We start from the raw sequence: 15,377 nt of genomic DNA, 5'->3' as shown, positions 1-15,377 counted from the left end.
GCTCTGTTCGCTTCTCACCTCTCCTGGACCAGCACGTGAGGTGCGTCCTTCATGCCTCCTGCGTTGGTCTGACCACGTCGCGGGTTTGTTGCTTTGGTGGGCCACCAGCTGGCTTCGCGTAGGAGTGTGGCGATGGCGGGCACGGTGAGGGTGCGCACGAGGAAGGTGTCGAGCAGCAGCCCGAAGCCGATGATGAGGCCGGCTTGGATCATGATGGCGACTGAGCCGACCATGAGGCCGAACATGCTGGCGGCGAATATCAGGCCAGCGGAGGTGATGACGGCTCCGGTGTTTGCCACGGTGCGCAGGACGCCGACGCGGATGTTGGTTCCGGATTCTTCGCGGAGCCGTGAGACGAGCAGCATGTTGTAGTCGGCGCCGACGGCGACGAGGATGATGAACGCCAGCAGCGGTACGGGCCAGGCGATTTCGTGGCCCAGTCCCCATTGGAAGACCACAACGCCGATGCCGAGCGAGGCGAGGTAGTTCAGCACGACGGTGCCTAGTAGGTAGAGGGGTGCCAGGAGTGCGCGCAGCAGTAGGACCAGGATGACGCCGACGATGATTATGGTGGCGATGGCCAGTTGTGCGAAGTCGGCCCATAGGAGTCGTTGGATATCGGAGTTGACGGCGGGGAAGCCGGCGACGGACACGGTGGCGTCGGCGAGTGACGTGTTGGGTCGTGCGGTGTTGGCGGTGTCGGTGATGCGGCTGGCGAGGTCCATCGCCTCAACGCTGTATGGGTCGTGGCTGCTTTCGATCATGAACCGCGCTGTTTTGCCGTCCGGTGAGAGGAATTGTTCGGCGACGTCGGTGAATTGCCGGTTCTCGAATGCGTTGGCGGGCAGGTAGAAACCGCTCGAGGAGTCGGAGTCGGCCGCTGCGCGTGAAGAGTTTTGCAGTTGGGTGGCAATCTGGCTCATGCCGGACAGCATTTCGATGTTGCTGTCGGCGAGGGTGCGGACGCCGGTGGCGAGTGCTTGGGCGCCGGAGGCCAGCTGTCCGATTCCGTCCTGCAATCGGCGGAGGTTGGTGGCCAGGTCGGCGGGGTCACCGAGGGCTCCGAATGCCTTGTCCAGCGAGGCGACTGCGTTCTCGACGTTGGCGAGGGTGCCACCGACTGTGGCATTGGTGGCGGGATCGTAGCGGTCCCCGAGGTCGGCGATCTGGGTGAAGAATCCGCTGTCGCGCAGAGTGACCAGGATCTTCACCTGGTCGCGGATTTGGGCGCATTGCGGGGTGGTGGCACACCACGGTGAGGTGTTGAGGGCGCCGACGAGTGGGTCGAGCTGGGTGATTGCGTTTTGGGCTTGGTTGGCCAGCGGTCGTAGTCCTGGGCCGGATTGGATGGCTTGGTCGACGGCGGGGGCAGTGGCGGAAAGCTGTTGCAGCAGTGGCCGGAATTGGTTGACCTGAGTTCCTGCGGATTGGGCTTGGGTGAGGATTCCGGCCAGTGGTGTGAGGGCGGTGCGCACGGTGCTGTCGAGTTGGGCGAGGCCGTCGGCGAGCTGGTCGGCGCCGCCGGTGAGTTTGGCGAGGTCGTCTTTGCGTGAGTTGCCCTCGGCGACCGCGCCGGCCATTTTGTCGCCGATCTGGCCGTTCTGCCAGGCCAGTTCTGCTTGGTCGAGGCGCTCTCCGGTGGGGCGGGTGACTCCGGAAACTTTGGTGACGCCGGGGATCTGGGAGACGCGGGAGGCCATCTCGTCGAGGTCGGCCAGTCCTTTCCCGGTCCGCATGTCGGTCGGGTTTTCCACGACGAGGAATTCGCTGATGACGACGTCTTTGCGGAAGTGGCGGTCCAGCAGGTGGTAGCCCTGGTTGCTGGCCGTGGTGTCTGGTTGTCCCTTGCGGTCGTCGTAGCTGATTTTGATGGTTGCAGCGGCTGCTGATAGGGCGAGCAGGATGACCAGGCTGACGATCAGTAGTGGCACGGGACGGCGGACCACGGCGACGGCGACGCTGTTCCAGTAGCGGCGGGTGCGGTCGGGTTTGGGTTCACCGATGCCGCGTTTGGCGGCTAGCGACAGCACGGGTGGCAGCAGGGTGACGGTGGCCAGAAATCCGAACAGCACGGCGATGGCGCACGCGGGGCCTAGGGCGGCGAAGACGCTGAGCCGCGCGAAGACCATGGCCAGGAACGCGAGTGCGACGGTGGCGGCGGAGGCGAGGATGACACGCCCGATGCTGGCGGTGGCGTGGATGATGGCCTGATCGGCGGGTACTTGGGCGCGGCGCTGCTCGTGGTATCGGCTGATCAGGAACACGGTGTAGTCGGTTCCGGCGCCGAGCAGGATCGCCGTCATGAAGGCGACGGTGAACTGGGAGACCGGCATGCCCATCTCGCCGAGGGCGGACAGCACGCCGCGCCCGACCGCCAGGCTCAACCCGATTACCAGCAGCGGTAACAGCGCGGTGAACACCGACCGGTAGACGATCAGCAGGATCAGGGCGATCACGCCCGCGGTAGCGATTGAGATCAGCAGCAGGTCGTGCTCGGCCGAGGCGATCATGTCGCTGAAGGTCGCCGGTGGTCCCGTCACTTGCACGGTCGTGGTCGAGCCGGTGAACACCTCCGCGGCGATGTCGCGCACCGCGTTGACGGATTCTGCGGCCGTGGGGTCTCCGAGGGTGCCGGCGACGCCGACGGGCAGGTACCAGGCTTTGCGGTCGACGCTGACCGCCTGGGCTTCGGTAATCGGATCGGCCAGTAGGTCCTGCACCAGCAGGACGTGGTCGCCTTCGGTCTGCAACCGGCTCACGAGTTCGCCGTAGCGCTGCCGTGCAGTCGGAGTCAAGCCATTGGGGTCTTCCATGGCGACAAACACCATGGTTTTCGAGCCTTCTTCGCCGAACGCGGCGCTCATGCGGTCAACCGTCTGCAAGGACGGCGCATCGCGAGGAATGAGGTCCACCGACTGTTGGCGCACCACGGTTTCCAGCTGGGGAAACAGCAGCGCGAGAACCACCGCGGCGCCCAGCCATACCCCGATGACCAGCGCTTTGTGCCGGAGGGTGAATCGGGCTAGCGCTGCCAACCGTTCGCTGTACTCGCGAGTGTCGGCCGGGTCGGGGGATCCGTTGGCGCGCCGACCAGAACGCGTGGCCTGGCTTGGGGAATCTGCAGTGCCGTCGGTCACTAGACCTCCACTGGTCGCGAATGGTAGCGATACTGTCGGTATCGCTACGCTACCGCATGTAGTGCACGTGGTGGCGGCCGCTATCGAGTAGGCCCGCGGCCGCGGTCACAGTAGGCAGAGGAATGGTCGAACACTCAATTGGCTTCTGGAAGCCAAGGCCGACGCTGTTCAGTCGACGACACTGGCCTTGGATGTCGTTCAGGGCCTTGCTGTTGCTGGTCCTCGACGTTGACATCGAATGCACGGACGGCCACATCGCGTAGCGGGGCCGCGGGCCGCTACCTGTGGGGTCGGGCTTCGGTTGTGGCCGACTGGTCCGAGTTCTGCAGCAGCACGTAATCGCCGAGGCTGCCCAGGAAACCTGCGCAGTGCTGAACGAGTTCATCGGTGGTGAACTCGAGTTCTCCGTCGAGTCGGCGGCGCAAGACTTCGAATAGCCCTCCCACGCCCAAGGTCGAAGCCAAATGGGCAACCCCAACGGCGGAGTCGGCGATGTCGAGGTGGAGTCTGGCTTCGCGCAAGACGAGGTCGGTGAAACCCGCCATCAGTTCGCTGCGTAGCTCTCGGAGCAGCGGCTCGGTTGCAGATTCCACGAACAGGATCCGACCCAGCCGAGGGTCGTTGTCGATCATGCTGACCAGCCTGCGGATCGGCGCGTACGCCAGCACCTCCGGTGGCTCGCCGGCATCGGGGATCGCGTCGACTATCACCTCCTGGAAGGTGGCATAGAGCTGCTGGTAGACAGCCCGCAGGAGGGCGTCTCGGCCGGAGAAGTGCTGGTAGAAGTAGCGTGACGTGACGCCTGATTCAGCGCAGACGGCAGTCACAGTGGCGGCGGCAACACCGCGCGTGCCGATCAACTCGGTTGCGGCCTCGATGAGACGGGTGCGCCGGTTCCGGTGACGCTCCTCGGCGGACATCCCGCTATACACCCGCGCCGAAACCACGTGGATAGCTTGCCATCTAATTCTGACAAGGCTTAGAGTCAGATTGCCAGCGTGCCTTTGACGAACGGGAGAACAACATGAGCGACGATTCGTCCACACGGCCCACCACGCGGGTCGTCCCGAAGCCCCGCCGTGTTCGATTCGACATGCCTGCCGGGACCAGTCGGCAGCACTTCGTCGATGGCGACTTGGTGATGAGCCACTTTGTGTCCACCTTGTCGGCCACGTTCCCCGAAGGGGAAGACTTCTTCATCCGGTCAGTCCGCGAGTACCGGGACCACATCAGCGACGCTGACCTCAAGGAGGCGGTCAAGGGATTCATTGCACAAGAGGCCACCCACCGACACCAGCATCAGCTGCTCAACGATCGGCTCCAAGCGATGGGCTATCCCACCGAGGGGATCGATCGGCATATCAAGAAGTTGGTTGGCCGACTTGAGAAGCGTTTTTCTCCCACGATGCGCCTGGCTGTGACGGCCGCCCTGGAGCACTATACGGCGACATTCGCCGAAATCATTCTCACCAGCGACGAAGCTCAAGAACTCATCGGCTACACCGAAGTGCGGCCTATTCTGCTCTGGCACGCACTGGAAGAATGCGAGCACAAGGCCGTCGCTTTCGATGTCTATGAGACGGTCGGTGGAAGCGAACGCACCAGGGTCTGGGGGATGCGGATCGCCAGCCTCCTCTTGTTCAGCGAGTTGGTCATCCAGACCACCCGCTCTCTGGCCGGTGACCGTGCCGCCTACAACCCGGTGCGGTTGCTGCGCAGCCTTCGAGCCTTCCGGCATAACCCGCTATTCAGCTCAGCAGCAATTGAGCGCTTTCGTTCCTACACCCGCGGCGGATTTCATCCCGACGACTGGGACAGCGCAGAAATCCTCGAACGCTGGACCAAGGAACTCTTCGACGCCGATGGTGGCCAACAAGTGCGTAGCAGCGTCTAGCTCGACCAGAGCCTGTCGCGGTCTATTCGGCGTGCCGAAAGGCGTTGTGAGGGCCTCCTCTTAGTCATAGGCAGCGTTTCAATAACCTTGGTGGGGCCCACTTTTACTGGCCGCTCGACGCTGCCCGATCACGGCGGGGGCTGGAGGATGCTTCGGCCGAGGAACTCGGTGACGGCGGAGCTGAAGGCGTCGTTGTCGTCGCCGGCGATCATGTGTCCGGTACCGGATACGTCGACGGTCTCGGCGTGGGGAACCAGTTGCTGGAACTCGTCGACGGTGGCTTGGGAGACCACGTCGGACAACAGGCCCCTTACGAGAAGTGTTGGGGCGCTGACCCGTCGGGCTCCGTCGATCAGCAGGTGGCTGATCGCGTCGAATTGCTCCGTTCCCGTGGTCGATTCGTCGCGGAGGAAGTCGAAGTTGGAGTGAATGAATGCCGGGTCCCACCGCCAGATCCAGCGGCCGTCGTGACGCTGCCGTAGCACCTTGCGCAGGCCGTCGACGTTGGCCGGGCGCGAGCGATGGGGGTTGTACGCGGCGATCACCTCGGCGGCGTCGGTGAGGGTGCCAAAGCCGTCGGGATGTGCGGCCATGAACGTCACTACGCGACGAGCGCCCTGGAATTCAAGCCGCGGGGTGACGTCGACCAGGACAACCGCCGCCCACAACGCCCCGGATGTCAACAGATGCGTGCCGAGCACGGTCATGCCCCCAAGGGATGCACCTACGACGGCAGGGGCGATATCCGCGCTGAAGTGCTCACGCACGGCGAGCAGATCGGTCGCGAGTCGCTCGAGGTCGTACCTGCCGGCGGGGTCCCAGTCGCTGTCGCCGTGACCGCGGGTGTCGTAGGCGACGACTGTGTATCCGCATGCGTGGAGGCGACGCGCTGAAGTGCTCCACGCGTGCCGGTTCTGGCCGCCGCCGTGCAGGAGCAGCACGACGGGACGGGCGTCATCGTGGTCGTAGCAGTCGGCGGCCAGGGTGATCCCGTCCTGGGTTCGGACCCGATGCTGCACGGCGGAGGTCATGACAAATTCCTGGCGAGATCGGAGTCCGCCCGAAGTGTGCGACCGGCTACAAGCGCCTTCATTGTGCGTTGCCCGCGGCGTTCACGATCGTGACCGTGCCCTGGGCTACGCAGACGGCTTTGTCGCCGTTGCTGATGTCGATGCGCGCTACTCCGCTGCGCTTGCCCAGTGACACGATGTCGGTGACGGCGACACACACACCGGTGGACACGGGTCGCAGCAGGTTCAGCTTGAATTCGGTGGTGGCGACCCATGATCCGGCCGGAATGACGGGGTAGAACACGACTCCGAGACAGTGGTCGACCATCGCCGATAGACATCCGCCGTGCAGGGTGCCAAAGGGTGTGAGCAGTTCGGCGCGGGTTTCCATCTCTGCCACCAGCCGACCGGCGGCGAGTTCGGTGTGCCGAAAGTTCAGGAACGTCGACAGTCCACCGGCTGTGGTCGCCGATCTGAGCAGCTGGTCGGCGATCTGCTCATCGAAGTGCGCGAATGTCATTGCCACCACCATGCCCCTTTCTCCTGTCCGGCCATGGGTTCAATCACCGTTCGAGCCTGCGAATCGTTTGAGCATGTCGCCGAATGCGCCGAGGTCGACGGCGCGGCGGAGTGCTCGACATCGACGGCGATGAACCTGGCCGTCGCGGTGAAGCACACGACGCGTCGTCGAAGAGGGGCACGGGCTAGACCGGTGTGGTCCAAGTGATGGGCAGCGATGTGTAGCCCCGGATCGGCCCGGACCGCAGCCGCCGCGCCGATTCAAGATCGACCTCCCAGTCAGGCACCCGGTCCAACAATGCATCCAGAGCGATGCGGGCCTCCATCCGCGCCAGCGCCGCACCCAGACAGAAGTGAATGCCGCGACCGAAGGCGACCTGGTGCTCACTGGTGCGCTCGATGTCGAACACGTCCGGATCGGGGAAGGCACGCTCGTCGCGGTTGGCCGACCCGAACAACAGCAGCACCTTCTCACCTTGACGCATCGTCGTGTCGTGCAGGGTGACGTCGCGGGTCAGGGTTCGTGAAAGTCCCTGTGCAGGTGAGTCGTAACGCAGCAACTCTTCCACCGCAGGCCCCAACAGTGTTCGATCGGCGGCTAGGCGTCGGCGGGTTTGCCGATGCTGGGCCAGCACGACCGCGGAGTTCCCCAGCAGATTGGTGGTGGTCTCGTAGCCCGCGACGAGCAGCAGCGCGCAGAAGCCGAGGACTTCCTCGTCGGTCAGTCCGATCCCGTCGACTGTGGCGTTGGCCAACGCCGACATCAGGTCCTCGCGGGGGTTCTTGCGGCGGTCGGCGAGGAAGTCGGTGAAGTAGGCGTAGATCGCGGCGGCGGCGGTCAGTGCGTCGGTGGTTTGTCCGTGGTTGACGTCGACCTGGACCAGTTGGCTCGACCACAATCGGAACTGATCACGATCGGTGGCGGGAACGCCCAGCAGATCGGCGATCACCGCGGCGGGCAGGATCGCGGCGAAGTCGGTCACGAAGTCCGCCGATCCGGAACCCTCGTCGAGGCGCTCGAACAACTCCGCGGCCATCTGTGTGATGGCGCCCTGCAGCCCGGCCACCCGCCGGGGAGTGAACGCCCGGCTGACCAGGGCACGCAACTGGTCGTGGCGCGGAGGGTCCATCACGATCATCATCGGCAGGAACGAACCGATGAAGTCCGATCCCGGCGGGGTGGGGAAGATGCCGTCCACCGAGGAGTACGTGCCGTGATCCAGTGCTGCGGCCTGGACATCGGCGTGGCGGCTCAACACCCAGGTATGGGATTCCTCGGCGCGGTACACCGGAGCCGCGTCACGCAATAACCGATACGTCGGATAGGGGTCGTTGAGGATCGAGGCGTCGAACGGGTCGTAACGAATCTGCACCGAGACCACAAGACCTCCTACCACCAAAGTAACGACGGTTTAGACTGGCAGTCTAAACCGGCCGAACGGGACAGGTGGGGCAAATGCGCAAGATTCCACGTCAGATCTCTGACCGGCTTCCCGCCGCGGCGGACTTGTTCGCCGAGAAGGGGCTCAACGACTCCAAGATCGAAGACGTCGCCGCGGTGACCGGTGTGCCGAAAGCGACGCTGTACTACTACTTCGCCGGCAAAGAGGACATCCTTGCCTTCCTGCTCGAAGACCTCCTCAAGGACATCTCCGATGCCGTGACCGCGATCGTGCACACCGACGGCTCCGGTGCCGAACGCCTCGCACTTGTCATCCGCGCACAACTGCGGGCAATGGCGCAGCGGCCAGCGGTATGCCGGGCACTCATCGGCGAACTGGGACGAGCGGCCCGCATGCCTGCCATCGCCGAGATGATCAATACCGCCTACCAACAACCCGTTGAAACTCTGCTCATCGAAGGAGCCCGCGACGGATCCCTCGTCGCCCAGCCCGATGCACGATCGACGTCCATTGCGCTGTTCGGCGCGGTCACCATCAATGCACTCATGTACCTGGTCACCGAGAACCACCTCGACGAGACGGTGGTCGCCAGCACCCTCAGCGCCGTCATGTTCGACGGCCTGCGCCCGCGCACAGGAGACCAGTCATGAGCACCTACGGCCTGTCGGTTCTCGGCGCGGATTTGAAGTCACTGGCCCAGACCGCCCAGGCCGCCGACGCGGCCGGGTTCGACGCCGTATGGGCCTCGGAGTTCTACTCCCGGTCCGGATCGATCTCCATGGCCGCGATGGCCAACAGCACACAGAACTGCCGGATCGGTTCCTCCATTCTCTACGGCGTCGGCCGAAGCCCCCTGGTGCTGGCCACCGAGGCGCGTGATCTCGACGAACTCTCCAACGGACGGCTGGTACTCGGAATCGGCAACGGCACCAAACGGATGATGAGCGACTGGCACGGCGTGCCCGACACCTCCGCGCCCGCGCTGCGGATGGAAGAACTCGTGATGCTGCTGCGCCGGATCTGGAACCTGCATGAAGGGCCGATCCATCACGAGGGCCGTTTCTACAGAATGAATCTCACCCCGACCGGCGACGTGGGACCCCCCAGCCGGCCGATCCCGATCGTCACTGCCGGTGTCCGGCCCCGGATGTGCGAGGCGGCCGGGCGGGTGGCCGACGGCCTGGCCGGACATCCCCTGTTCACCACCACCTACGTCGAGGAGATCGTCCGGCCCGCTATCGCCCGGGGTGCCGCGCACACCGGCCGCGACCCCAATGACGTGGAAATCATTTCCATGGTGATGTGCGCCATCCACGACGACGCCGAGGTCGCCAGGCGCGAACTGGCGCAGCAGATTGCGTTCTACTCCTCGGTCAAATCCTACGAGACGGTACTCGATGTGAACGGATTCGCCAGCGAAGGCCGAACCATCCGGGAAGCATTCGCCCAGCGCGATTTCCCGGCGATGTTCGCCGCGGTGTCCGACGAGATGATCGACACCATGGGCGTCGCCGGGACGGCACACGAAGTCCGTGAACAACTGAGACGCTACGACGGCGTCCTCGACCACATCATGCTGTATTCACCATCGGTCGGCATCGCTGCGGAACGCGTGCAGCAAAACCTCGACAGCATCATCGGGGAATGCTCGCCCGCCTCGATGTCGCCAGGGCAGTCCGGTCCACGTTCAACCTGATCCACGCATTGCCGCCCACGTCGACCCGTCGCCGCGTCCGCGGCCGCATCAGTGGCTCTGCCGCGCCGACCCCGCCGATGATTGCGTGGCGCTGTTGACGATGTTGGCGTCGTCGGTGTCGGGGAGGTCATGGCGGACCACGCGAACCCGTCCTTGAGGTAGGCAGGCCATGTAGCCGTGGCGCATGCCATAGAGCTCCCACGCTGTCTGTTCAGTGTCGGGATCGACATCGATGCGATGTCCGCGCGAGAAGCTCAGGTGTAGTCCTCCATCGTCGCTAGAACAGGCCTGGGTGCACACTGCGCCGGCGAGGTTCAGCAGTGGGCGTTCGTGGGTCGCGATCCTGAGGGGGTCAATGCGCACCGCCTCGATGGGGTAGGTGCCGACGGCCGGAAGGGTCAATAGCAGGGGGCAGGAGATGACGATTTCGTTGTAGTCATCGAAATCCAGAACCAGGCCGCCATGCAGCGAGAGGCGTTGTACGACAAGGTTTTCGATCCATTGGGTGTACATGGCAGTCTCTTTTCGACGCATCGTTGAGCCGTATCCCCAAAGAGTACGCTAAGTAGCGCTGCGATACCAGTAGTATCGTTATCGGTTGGCGGTGGGCCGAGCAGCGTTGGTCACGACGCGCCTGGTGGCTCGGTCAATGCGCTCGCGGGTGTCGGCGGCTGTCGCGCGGTCGCCGCTGAAGGCCACGAGGTTGGCCAACCAGATGTCGGAGATGACCCCAGCGACGTGCAGATCGGCGGGGGTGGGTTCGCCGCCCCTGAGCGTGCGGGCTAGCAGGATCTGGATCTCATCGGCCGCGCGGTCGAGTTCCGCGGCGGCGCGGGTGTCTGCGACGGCGAAGGCCCGTGTCATGGCCGTCGTCAGCCATGGGTCGCGCTGCCAGCGGTCATGCAGATGTGCGGTGAGCCGTTCGAGCCGTTCCAGCGGTGTGCCCTCACCACCCGCCCAGTCGCCGGCCGAGTCGAGTCGACGGAACTCGCGCGTCAGCGCTGCTACCAGCAAGTGGGTTTTCGCCGGGAAATAGCGGTAAAGCGTGCCGACGGCGATGCCGACCCGCTCGGCAACCGTCCGCATCTGAACCGCCTCGTAACCACCGGCCGCGGCCACGGCCAAAGCTGCATCCAGAATCGTTTCCCGGCGCCGTGCGGAGGCGCGTGAACGCGACGCGTTAGCGGCCCGCTTCTCTGCAGCGACCGAGTTCGCTTCCGAAGGCAGGGTTTTCCCGCGGCTGCGCGCCTGAGGGAAAGTCATGACGGCCCCGGGTCCAGACCGCCGCGGCGCGAGAACTGCTCCAGAAGATCGCCGAAAGCGCTGACATCGCCGTGTGCGGCGAAGTGCTCAGGGCTGACGACAATGAACACTGCACTGGCGGTGAAGCGGGCGATCCCACCCTCACCCGTGCCTGTCGCCGTGACATGCAGCGCCCGCCCTTCACGAGAGACGATGTGGGCAGTAATCCGGTGGGTCTGATGCAGCGGCACCGGCCGCAAATATTCGACCGTCAGGGTGCGGGTCACCGCCGGGGTGCCGGCGATCCACAACGTGAAGCCCAGGACGTCATCACATGCGGCGGCCACTGCCCCGCCGTGAGCCAGGCCCGGGGCCCCGATATGCCGCTCGTCGAACCTCACATCGGTGTACACCGCGTCGCCGCTGCGATGCACCACTAGCCGCAGTCCGTGAGGGTTGTCCGGGCCGCAACCCATGCAGGTCGTGGTGTGCGAGGGCAGCCGCTCCGGCGGCAACACGCTTTTGGGCACCATCACCCCCCAATACGATCGGTTTCGCTGCGCTACCGTTAGTACCACACTGCTAGACTGCCAGGACAACATCGCGTGAAAATCGACCGCCCGAGGTGAATGAGTGAGCAACAGTCAGTCAGCGCCAGTCCCTGACGATGACGTGGACCCGCGGCGCATCCGGTCACGCACCCGGCTGCTGGATGCTGCGGCAACGCTACTGAGCACCGGTGGGGTGGAAGCGGTCACTATCGATGCCGTCACCAAAGCATCCAAAGTGGCCCGAACCACGCTGTACCGCCACTTCCACAGTTCGTCGCATCTGCTCGCAGCCACGTTCGAACGCCTACTTCCGCAAGTGACCACTCCGGCACCGACCAGCGGACCCCTCCGTGAGCAGCTGATCGAATTGCTCAGCCGCCAAGCCGCACTCTTCAACGACGCACCGCTGCATGTCACGACACTCGCGTGGCTCTCATTGGGGCCCACCGGCTCCACTAACGAAGCGGATGAGCGCCACACATCCGGGGCGCTACGGGCCCGAGTCGTTGACCAGTACCGTCAACCATTTGACGCCATACTCACCAGCCCGAGAGCACAAGCCGAACTCGACGACTTCGACCGGGAACTGGCCCTCTGCCAACTCGTCGGACCACTCGCCTTCGCCCGAATGACCGGGCTTCGCACCATCACTCACAATGACTGCGCGAACATCGTCGATGACTTCCTCGCCGCCCACCGCAAGACCGATAGCGACGCCAAAGAGTCGAAGATCGCCACCAAGAAGACGGGCCGCCCCGCGCGCTTAGCTCGCTAGGCACAACGAAATCACAGCGTCCAGCCGGCTGGTCTTCGGGCCCTTTTCGCCTTCTCGCAAATCGCGTCGGCGATGGCATCGAAGGACCGTTCGTCGCCATCATCGGCGAGGCCGTGCGCGCAGATTCCATGGGCATCCGCGTGACGATTCGTGCCGGCAAAGTGAGTGCACCACCTCAGTGTTCGGACCGCCGTTTCCCGCGTTGAGAACTCTTCCCCCTACGTCCGTGAGGTGTCTCGCGGGCAACCCCTCGCATCCGCGGTCTCGCAATCCTTGGGACGCGGGGTGTCTGCGCCGCGGATCTTTATCCGGATATCGTCCGTCGTTAAGTGATCGTGCTTATTGGCAGAGGGGTCGAATTCCGAGTGGGGTGAATGCCCAAATCAGAGGTCTGTTCGAGGGCGAGTTTGTTCGCTGCGTCGCAAGCGCTGGCTGTCGGTGTCTCTTGATAAGACTGTTGCGAGCTGACTGCGTACCTGTGGTCAACAGGCAGGAGGATCCGATGTACTTCAAGGTCACGGTCACTGGTGACGCCAACCGCTATCCCACGTGGGCCTTGTACGGCGACAACCATGAGATGGTCGCCTGGGCAGGCGAAGGCTTCGAATCGCAAGCCAACGCCACCAGAGCGGCAAATGCCTTCAAGTCCGGCGGGTCCGCAGCACGGTATGAGACATTCCAGGACGTCGGCGGAAGCTGGCGGTGGCGCGCATGGCGGTCGAGTGACAAAGTTGCCGCCTCAGGTGAGTCGTTCGCCAGCTCTTACAACGCGGAGCGCGCCGCCGAGAACGTGCGGGCGAACGCGCCGTATGCGACTGGGCCCTGAGCTGCGTACATGGGTGACAATGACGATCTGAAGTTGAATCCACGGTTCCTGCGGCGAGCAGCGGAACAGGTGCGCGACTTTGAGCGGGCGTTCAGCGCCCTGCTCGAGCTGTGTCAGTTCACCGCTGGGCTTCGGGCGATGGCTGGTCCCGACCTGCCTGACGAGGTACTTGCCGGCTACGCCAGTCTGCCCGCCGTGACACCGAGATCTGATGTGTCAGACGACGAATGGGTGGCGGCGAAGGGCCGCTGCTCACGGACAGCTGGCCGTATTGCGCATCTTCCCGACATCACCGGTGTGCGGATATCCCGCCCGGGATTCGGCGGTCCGGTTAACCCGTTCGAGATGTGGATAACTGTCACCCAGCCGCACTCGCTCGTACAGCCGGACGACATCCTCGCCGCGTCCGAACACACCATCGGCATCCTTGAATCGATGGTCGACCGTGTCGATGTCACCGGCGACATCAGCATCGAGGATATGCACCCTTTGGTCTGGGGCGCGGCTCGAGGCCAATGGCGCATCGAGTTGTACCGCGAAGCGGTGTCATCCGCCGTGGGCGCTGTCATCGACCACGTCCGCCAGCTCACCGGAAGGACTGACCTCGACGACAAGGACGTTTTCACGCAGGCCTTCTCGCAGAGTCCACCCAAGGCTGGTGCTCCGCGATTGCGCTGGCTCGGAGGTAATCAAGACCAGACCGTCATATCGATGAACCGCGGCTTGTTGAGTTTCTCGACGGGCGTCCATGCTGCGATCCGAAACCCAACCACCCACGACCGGACGCAGCTATCGGCGCAGGAGGCCGCCGAGAGGCTCGCCGCTTTAAGCCTTCTGGCGACTTGGGTGGAGAAGTGCAGGCTCGACAGCGTCGACGCCACGCAGTGAACAATCACTCGCGAGAACTCAAGCGCTGGAACCGCCGCCGCGAAATCCATCTGAGGCACAGCGATACGGTCAGCGGGCTCTTTCGGCGATGTAGGCGGTCCAGTCGCGGGCAGCAAGTCTGGCCCAGTCGGCGGCGTTTTTGTCGGTGAGCCCGAGCAGTTCGGCCAGGACTGGTGCGGGCATGTCGCCGGAGAGGTGGAAGAGGGTCGCTTTGCGGTTCTCGTAGGGCTTGATCCCGATGGCGACGAGCTGGGAGCGGATGTTCTCGGTGGCGAGGTGCGCTGCAGGGTTGCCGCCGCGGAACAGCCAGCCGGTTCCGCGTGAGGCGTAGAGGCTTTTGCCGCGGTGCTCGAGGTGCTCACGGATGAGGTCGTCGAGGAGCGGCGGCATCTGGACTGGAATCTTGCTGAAGGTGACGTGCACGGCCCGGTCGTCGGTGATCGCGACCTGACTGGTGCGCATGGCGACGATGCGTGAAAGCGGCTGTGCGAACAGCAATGTGAGCAGGCCCGCAATTCGTGTATAACGGCGCACGGTCGTGTCGTGCAGCAGACGCTCTACGGCCGCCCACCGCTGCGTATCGGAGACGGTTACTGAGGGCGGTGACTGCGGGACGTCGGGGACTCGGAGTTTGGTGTTGGTGCGGGATTGGCGTAGCCAGACGATGAAGGCGTACTCATGGTTCAGCATCCTGCCGACGTGTTCTTGGTAGCGCTCCAACAGATCCTGGGTCGCGGTCGCCGCACTGGCGTCATGGCGGGCGAGGAAGCCCACGAACTCGATCGCGACGCGGATGCGCCGTCGACACGCATCGGCCATCGACTTGGTCAACCGGTCTTCACGGGCGGCCTTGCGCATTCCTCGCAGCACCTGCCAGTGCGCGAATCGGCGAATCAAGGCGGCGTCCTCGGCGGGCAGTTCGGCGACGATGTCTTCGATCCAGGGCAGCATCCGTTCGATGCGGATGTCGAACGGTTCCAGGACACCGACCGCGACGAGAAGACTGCGAAGGTAGTCGTGGGCACGATCCGAGGGCAGGGTGCGGAAGGTGTCGTGGCTGATGTCGACCGCGCCGCAAGCCATCTGCCCGAGAAGTTGGGGGCCGATGCCAGGTTTCTTGCGCAGCCACCACAGCCCTGTTTGTGGGCGTTCGGAGTTCACCAGCTCGTCGAAGACCGGCCGCAATTGGCGGTGAATCTGGCCGGTCGTCGGGTCGGCGAGCAAGTCGCTGAGGCGTTCACGCAGGAAGCATCGCGCGCACCGATTGTGCCCGTAGGGATGGTCTTCGCGCCCGCATTCGCGGCACCCGAAGATCGACTCGACACCGGCACATGACGCGCACACCACCGTCTCGCCGCGTCGCCATGCCAGCGGCCGCACGACATGGCAGCCCGGACAGGTTTCGGGGTGGTAGTGCCGCCTGCGACGGCAGCCGA

General features: G+C 64.3%; 15 protein-coding genes. 6 read left to right on the top strand and 9 right to left on the bottom strand.

The window, feature by feature from the left end; translation table 11 throughout:
- Positions 1–14 precede the first annotated feature (14 nt).
- On the bottom strand, positions 15–3,137 hold the full coding sequence (locus CEX88_RS24030; RefSeq protein WP_013470990.1) for an MMPL/RND family transporter: 3,123 nt from the start codon (positions 3,135–3,137) through the stop codon (positions 15–17).
- A 278-nt stretch (positions 3,138–3,415) separates the two neighbouring features.
- Positions 3,416–4,084, bottom strand: coding sequence for a TetR/AcrR family transcriptional regulator (locus tag CEX88_RS24025; RefSeq protein ID WP_476638877.1), 669 nt, complete (start codon positions 4,082–4,084; stop codon positions 3,416–3,418).
- 77 nt (positions 4,085–4,161) lie between these two features.
- Here CEX88_RS24025 and CEX88_RS24020 point away from each other — a divergent pair, with 77 nt between their 5' ends.
- Entirely contained in the window at positions 4,162–5,031 is an 870-nt protein-coding gene (locus tag CEX88_RS24020; protein ID WP_013470992.1) for a metal-dependent hydrolase, read from the top strand.
- A gap of 128 nt (positions 5,032–5,159) precedes the next feature.
- On the opposite strand, the gene CEX88_RS24015 is transcribed toward CEX88_RS24020, so the two are convergent.
- From CEX88_RS24015 to CEX88_RS24005, 3 genes are all read right to left on the bottom strand, one after another.
- Positions 5,160–6,062, bottom strand: a complete 903-nt coding sequence (locus CEX88_RS24015) for an alpha/beta fold hydrolase (RefSeq protein ID WP_013470993.1) — start codon at positions 6,060–6,062, stop codon at positions 5,160–5,162.
- Between the two features lie 58 nt (positions 6,063–6,120).
- Complete coding sequence (locus tag CEX88_RS24010; protein ID WP_030133884.1) at positions 6,121–6,561, bottom strand: PaaI family thioesterase; 441 nt, start codon at positions 6,559–6,561, stop codon at positions 6,121–6,123.
- A gap of 184 nt (positions 6,562–6,745) precedes the next feature.
- Complete coding sequence (locus CEX88_RS24005; protein ID WP_032698085.1) at positions 6,746–7,942, bottom strand: cytochrome P450; 1,197 nt, start codon at positions 7,940–7,942, stop codon at positions 6,746–6,748.
- Positions 7,943–8,016: 74 nt separating this feature from the next.
- Between CEX88_RS24005 and CEX88_RS24000 the strand changes: the two genes are divergently transcribed.
- Positions 8,017–8,613: a TetR/AcrR family transcriptional regulator gene (locus tag CEX88_RS24000; RefSeq protein ID WP_013470996.1), complete on the top strand. Its 597-nt coding sequence runs from the start codon at positions 8,017–8,019 to the stop codon at positions 8,611–8,613.
- On the top strand, positions 8,610–9,659 hold the full coding sequence (locus CEX88_RS23995; protein WP_013470997.1) for an LLM class flavin-dependent oxidoreductase: 1,050 nt from the start codon (positions 8,610–8,612) through the stop codon (positions 9,657–9,659). Before CEX88_RS24000 ends, CEX88_RS23995 begins: the two co-directional genes overlap by 4 nt.
- A 48-nt stretch (positions 9,660–9,707) precedes the next feature.
- On the opposite strand, the gene CEX88_RS23990 is transcribed toward CEX88_RS23995, so the two are convergent.
- From CEX88_RS23990 to CEX88_RS23980, 3 genes are all read right to left on the bottom strand, one after another.
- On the bottom strand, positions 9,708–10,172 hold the full coding sequence (locus CEX88_RS23990; RefSeq protein ID WP_013470998.1) for a DUF6188 family protein: 465 nt from the start codon (positions 10,170–10,172) through the stop codon (positions 9,708–9,710).
- A 78-nt stretch (positions 10,173–10,250) separates the two neighbouring features.
- Positions 10,251–10,922, bottom strand: a complete 672-nt coding sequence (locus CEX88_RS23985) for a TetR family transcriptional regulator (protein ID WP_013470999.1) — start codon at positions 10,920–10,922, stop codon at positions 10,251–10,253.
- Positions 10,919–11,434 carry a PaaI family thioesterase gene (locus CEX88_RS23980; RefSeq protein ID WP_013471000.1) on the bottom strand — a complete coding sequence of 172 codons (516 nt, stop codon included), beginning with the start codon at positions 11,432–11,434 and terminating at the stop codon, positions 10,919–10,921. The genes CEX88_RS23985 and CEX88_RS23980 overlap by 4 nt, the downstream gene beginning before the upstream one ends.
- Positions 11,435–11,534: 100 nt before the next feature.
- Here CEX88_RS23980 and CEX88_RS23975 point away from each other — a divergent pair, with 100 nt between their 5' ends.
- The 3 genes from CEX88_RS23975 (at position 11,535) to CEX88_RS23965 (ending at position 13,941) form a co-directional block, all read left to right on the top strand.
- Positions 11,535–12,227 carry a TetR/AcrR family transcriptional regulator gene (locus CEX88_RS23975; RefSeq protein WP_013471001.1) on the top strand — a complete coding sequence of 231 codons (693 nt, stop codon included), beginning with the start codon at positions 11,535–11,537 and terminating at the stop codon, positions 12,225–12,227.
- 478 nt (positions 12,228–12,705) lie between these two features.
- Positions 12,706–13,053 carry a YegP family protein gene (locus CEX88_RS23970; protein ID WP_231744957.1) on the top strand — a complete coding sequence of 116 codons (348 nt, stop codon included), beginning with the start codon at positions 12,706–12,708 and terminating at the stop codon, positions 13,051–13,053.
- A 9-nt stretch (positions 13,054–13,062) separates the two neighbouring features.
- Positions 13,063–13,941 (top strand): TIGR02391 family protein, encoded by an 879-nt coding sequence (locus CEX88_RS23965; protein ID WP_050597092.1) that lies wholly within the window; start codon positions 13,063–13,065, stop codon positions 13,939–13,941.
- A gap of 69 nt (positions 13,942–14,010) precedes the next feature.
- On the opposite strand, the gene CEX88_RS23960 is transcribed toward CEX88_RS23965, so the two are convergent.
- Positions 14,011–15,321 carry a hypothetical protein gene (locus tag CEX88_RS23960; protein WP_030133892.1) on the bottom strand — a complete coding sequence of 437 codons (1,311 nt, stop codon included), beginning with the start codon at positions 15,319–15,321 and terminating at the stop codon, positions 14,011–14,013.
- Between the last annotated feature and the right edge of the window lie 56 nt (positions 15,322–15,377).

It is taken from the genome of Mycobacterium neumannii, from assembly GCF_002245615.1.
Classification (GTDB): Bacteria; Actinomycetota; Actinomycetes; order Mycobacteriales; family Mycobacteriaceae; genus Mycobacterium; species Mycobacterium neumannii_A.
The sequence above is the reverse complement of the archived record's forward strand: the minus strand, read 5'-3'. Positions and strand labels throughout refer to the sequence as shown.

Coding starts and splice junctions, on each gene's coding strand:
- CEX88_RS24020 (WP_013470992.1), top strand. CDS start 4,162: ATGAGCGACGATTCGTCCACACGGCCCACCACGCGGGTCGTCCCGAAG.
- CEX88_RS24015 (WP_013470993.1), bottom strand. CDS start 6,062: ATGACCTCCGCCGTGCAGCATCGGGTCCGAACCCAGGACGGGATCACC.
- CEX88_RS24010 (WP_030133884.1), bottom strand. CDS start 6,561: ATGACATTCGCGCACTTCGATGAGCAGATCGCCGACCAGCTGCTCAGA.
- CEX88_RS24000 (WP_013470996.1), top strand. CDS start 8,017: ATGCGCAAGATTCCACGTCAGATCTCTGACCGGCTTCCCGCCGCGGCG.
- CEX88_RS23995 (WP_013470997.1), top strand. CDS start 8,610: ATGAGCACCTACGGCCTGTCGGTTCTCGGCGCGGATTTGAAGTCACTG.
- CEX88_RS23990 (WP_013470998.1), bottom strand. CDS start 10,172: ATGTACACCCAATGGATCGAAAACCTTGTCGTACAACGCCTCTCGCTG.
- CEX88_RS23985 (WP_013470999.1), bottom strand. CDS start 10,922: ATGACTTTCCCTCAGGCGCGCAGCCGCGGGAAAACCCTGCCTTCGGAA.
- CEX88_RS23980 (WP_013471000.1), bottom strand. CDS start 11,434: ATGGTGCCCAAAAGCGTGTTGCCGCCGGAGCGGCTGCCCTCGCACACC.
- CEX88_RS23965 (WP_050597092.1), top strand. CDS start 13,063: ATGGGTGACAATGACGATCTGAAGTTGAATCCACGGTTCCTGCGGCGA.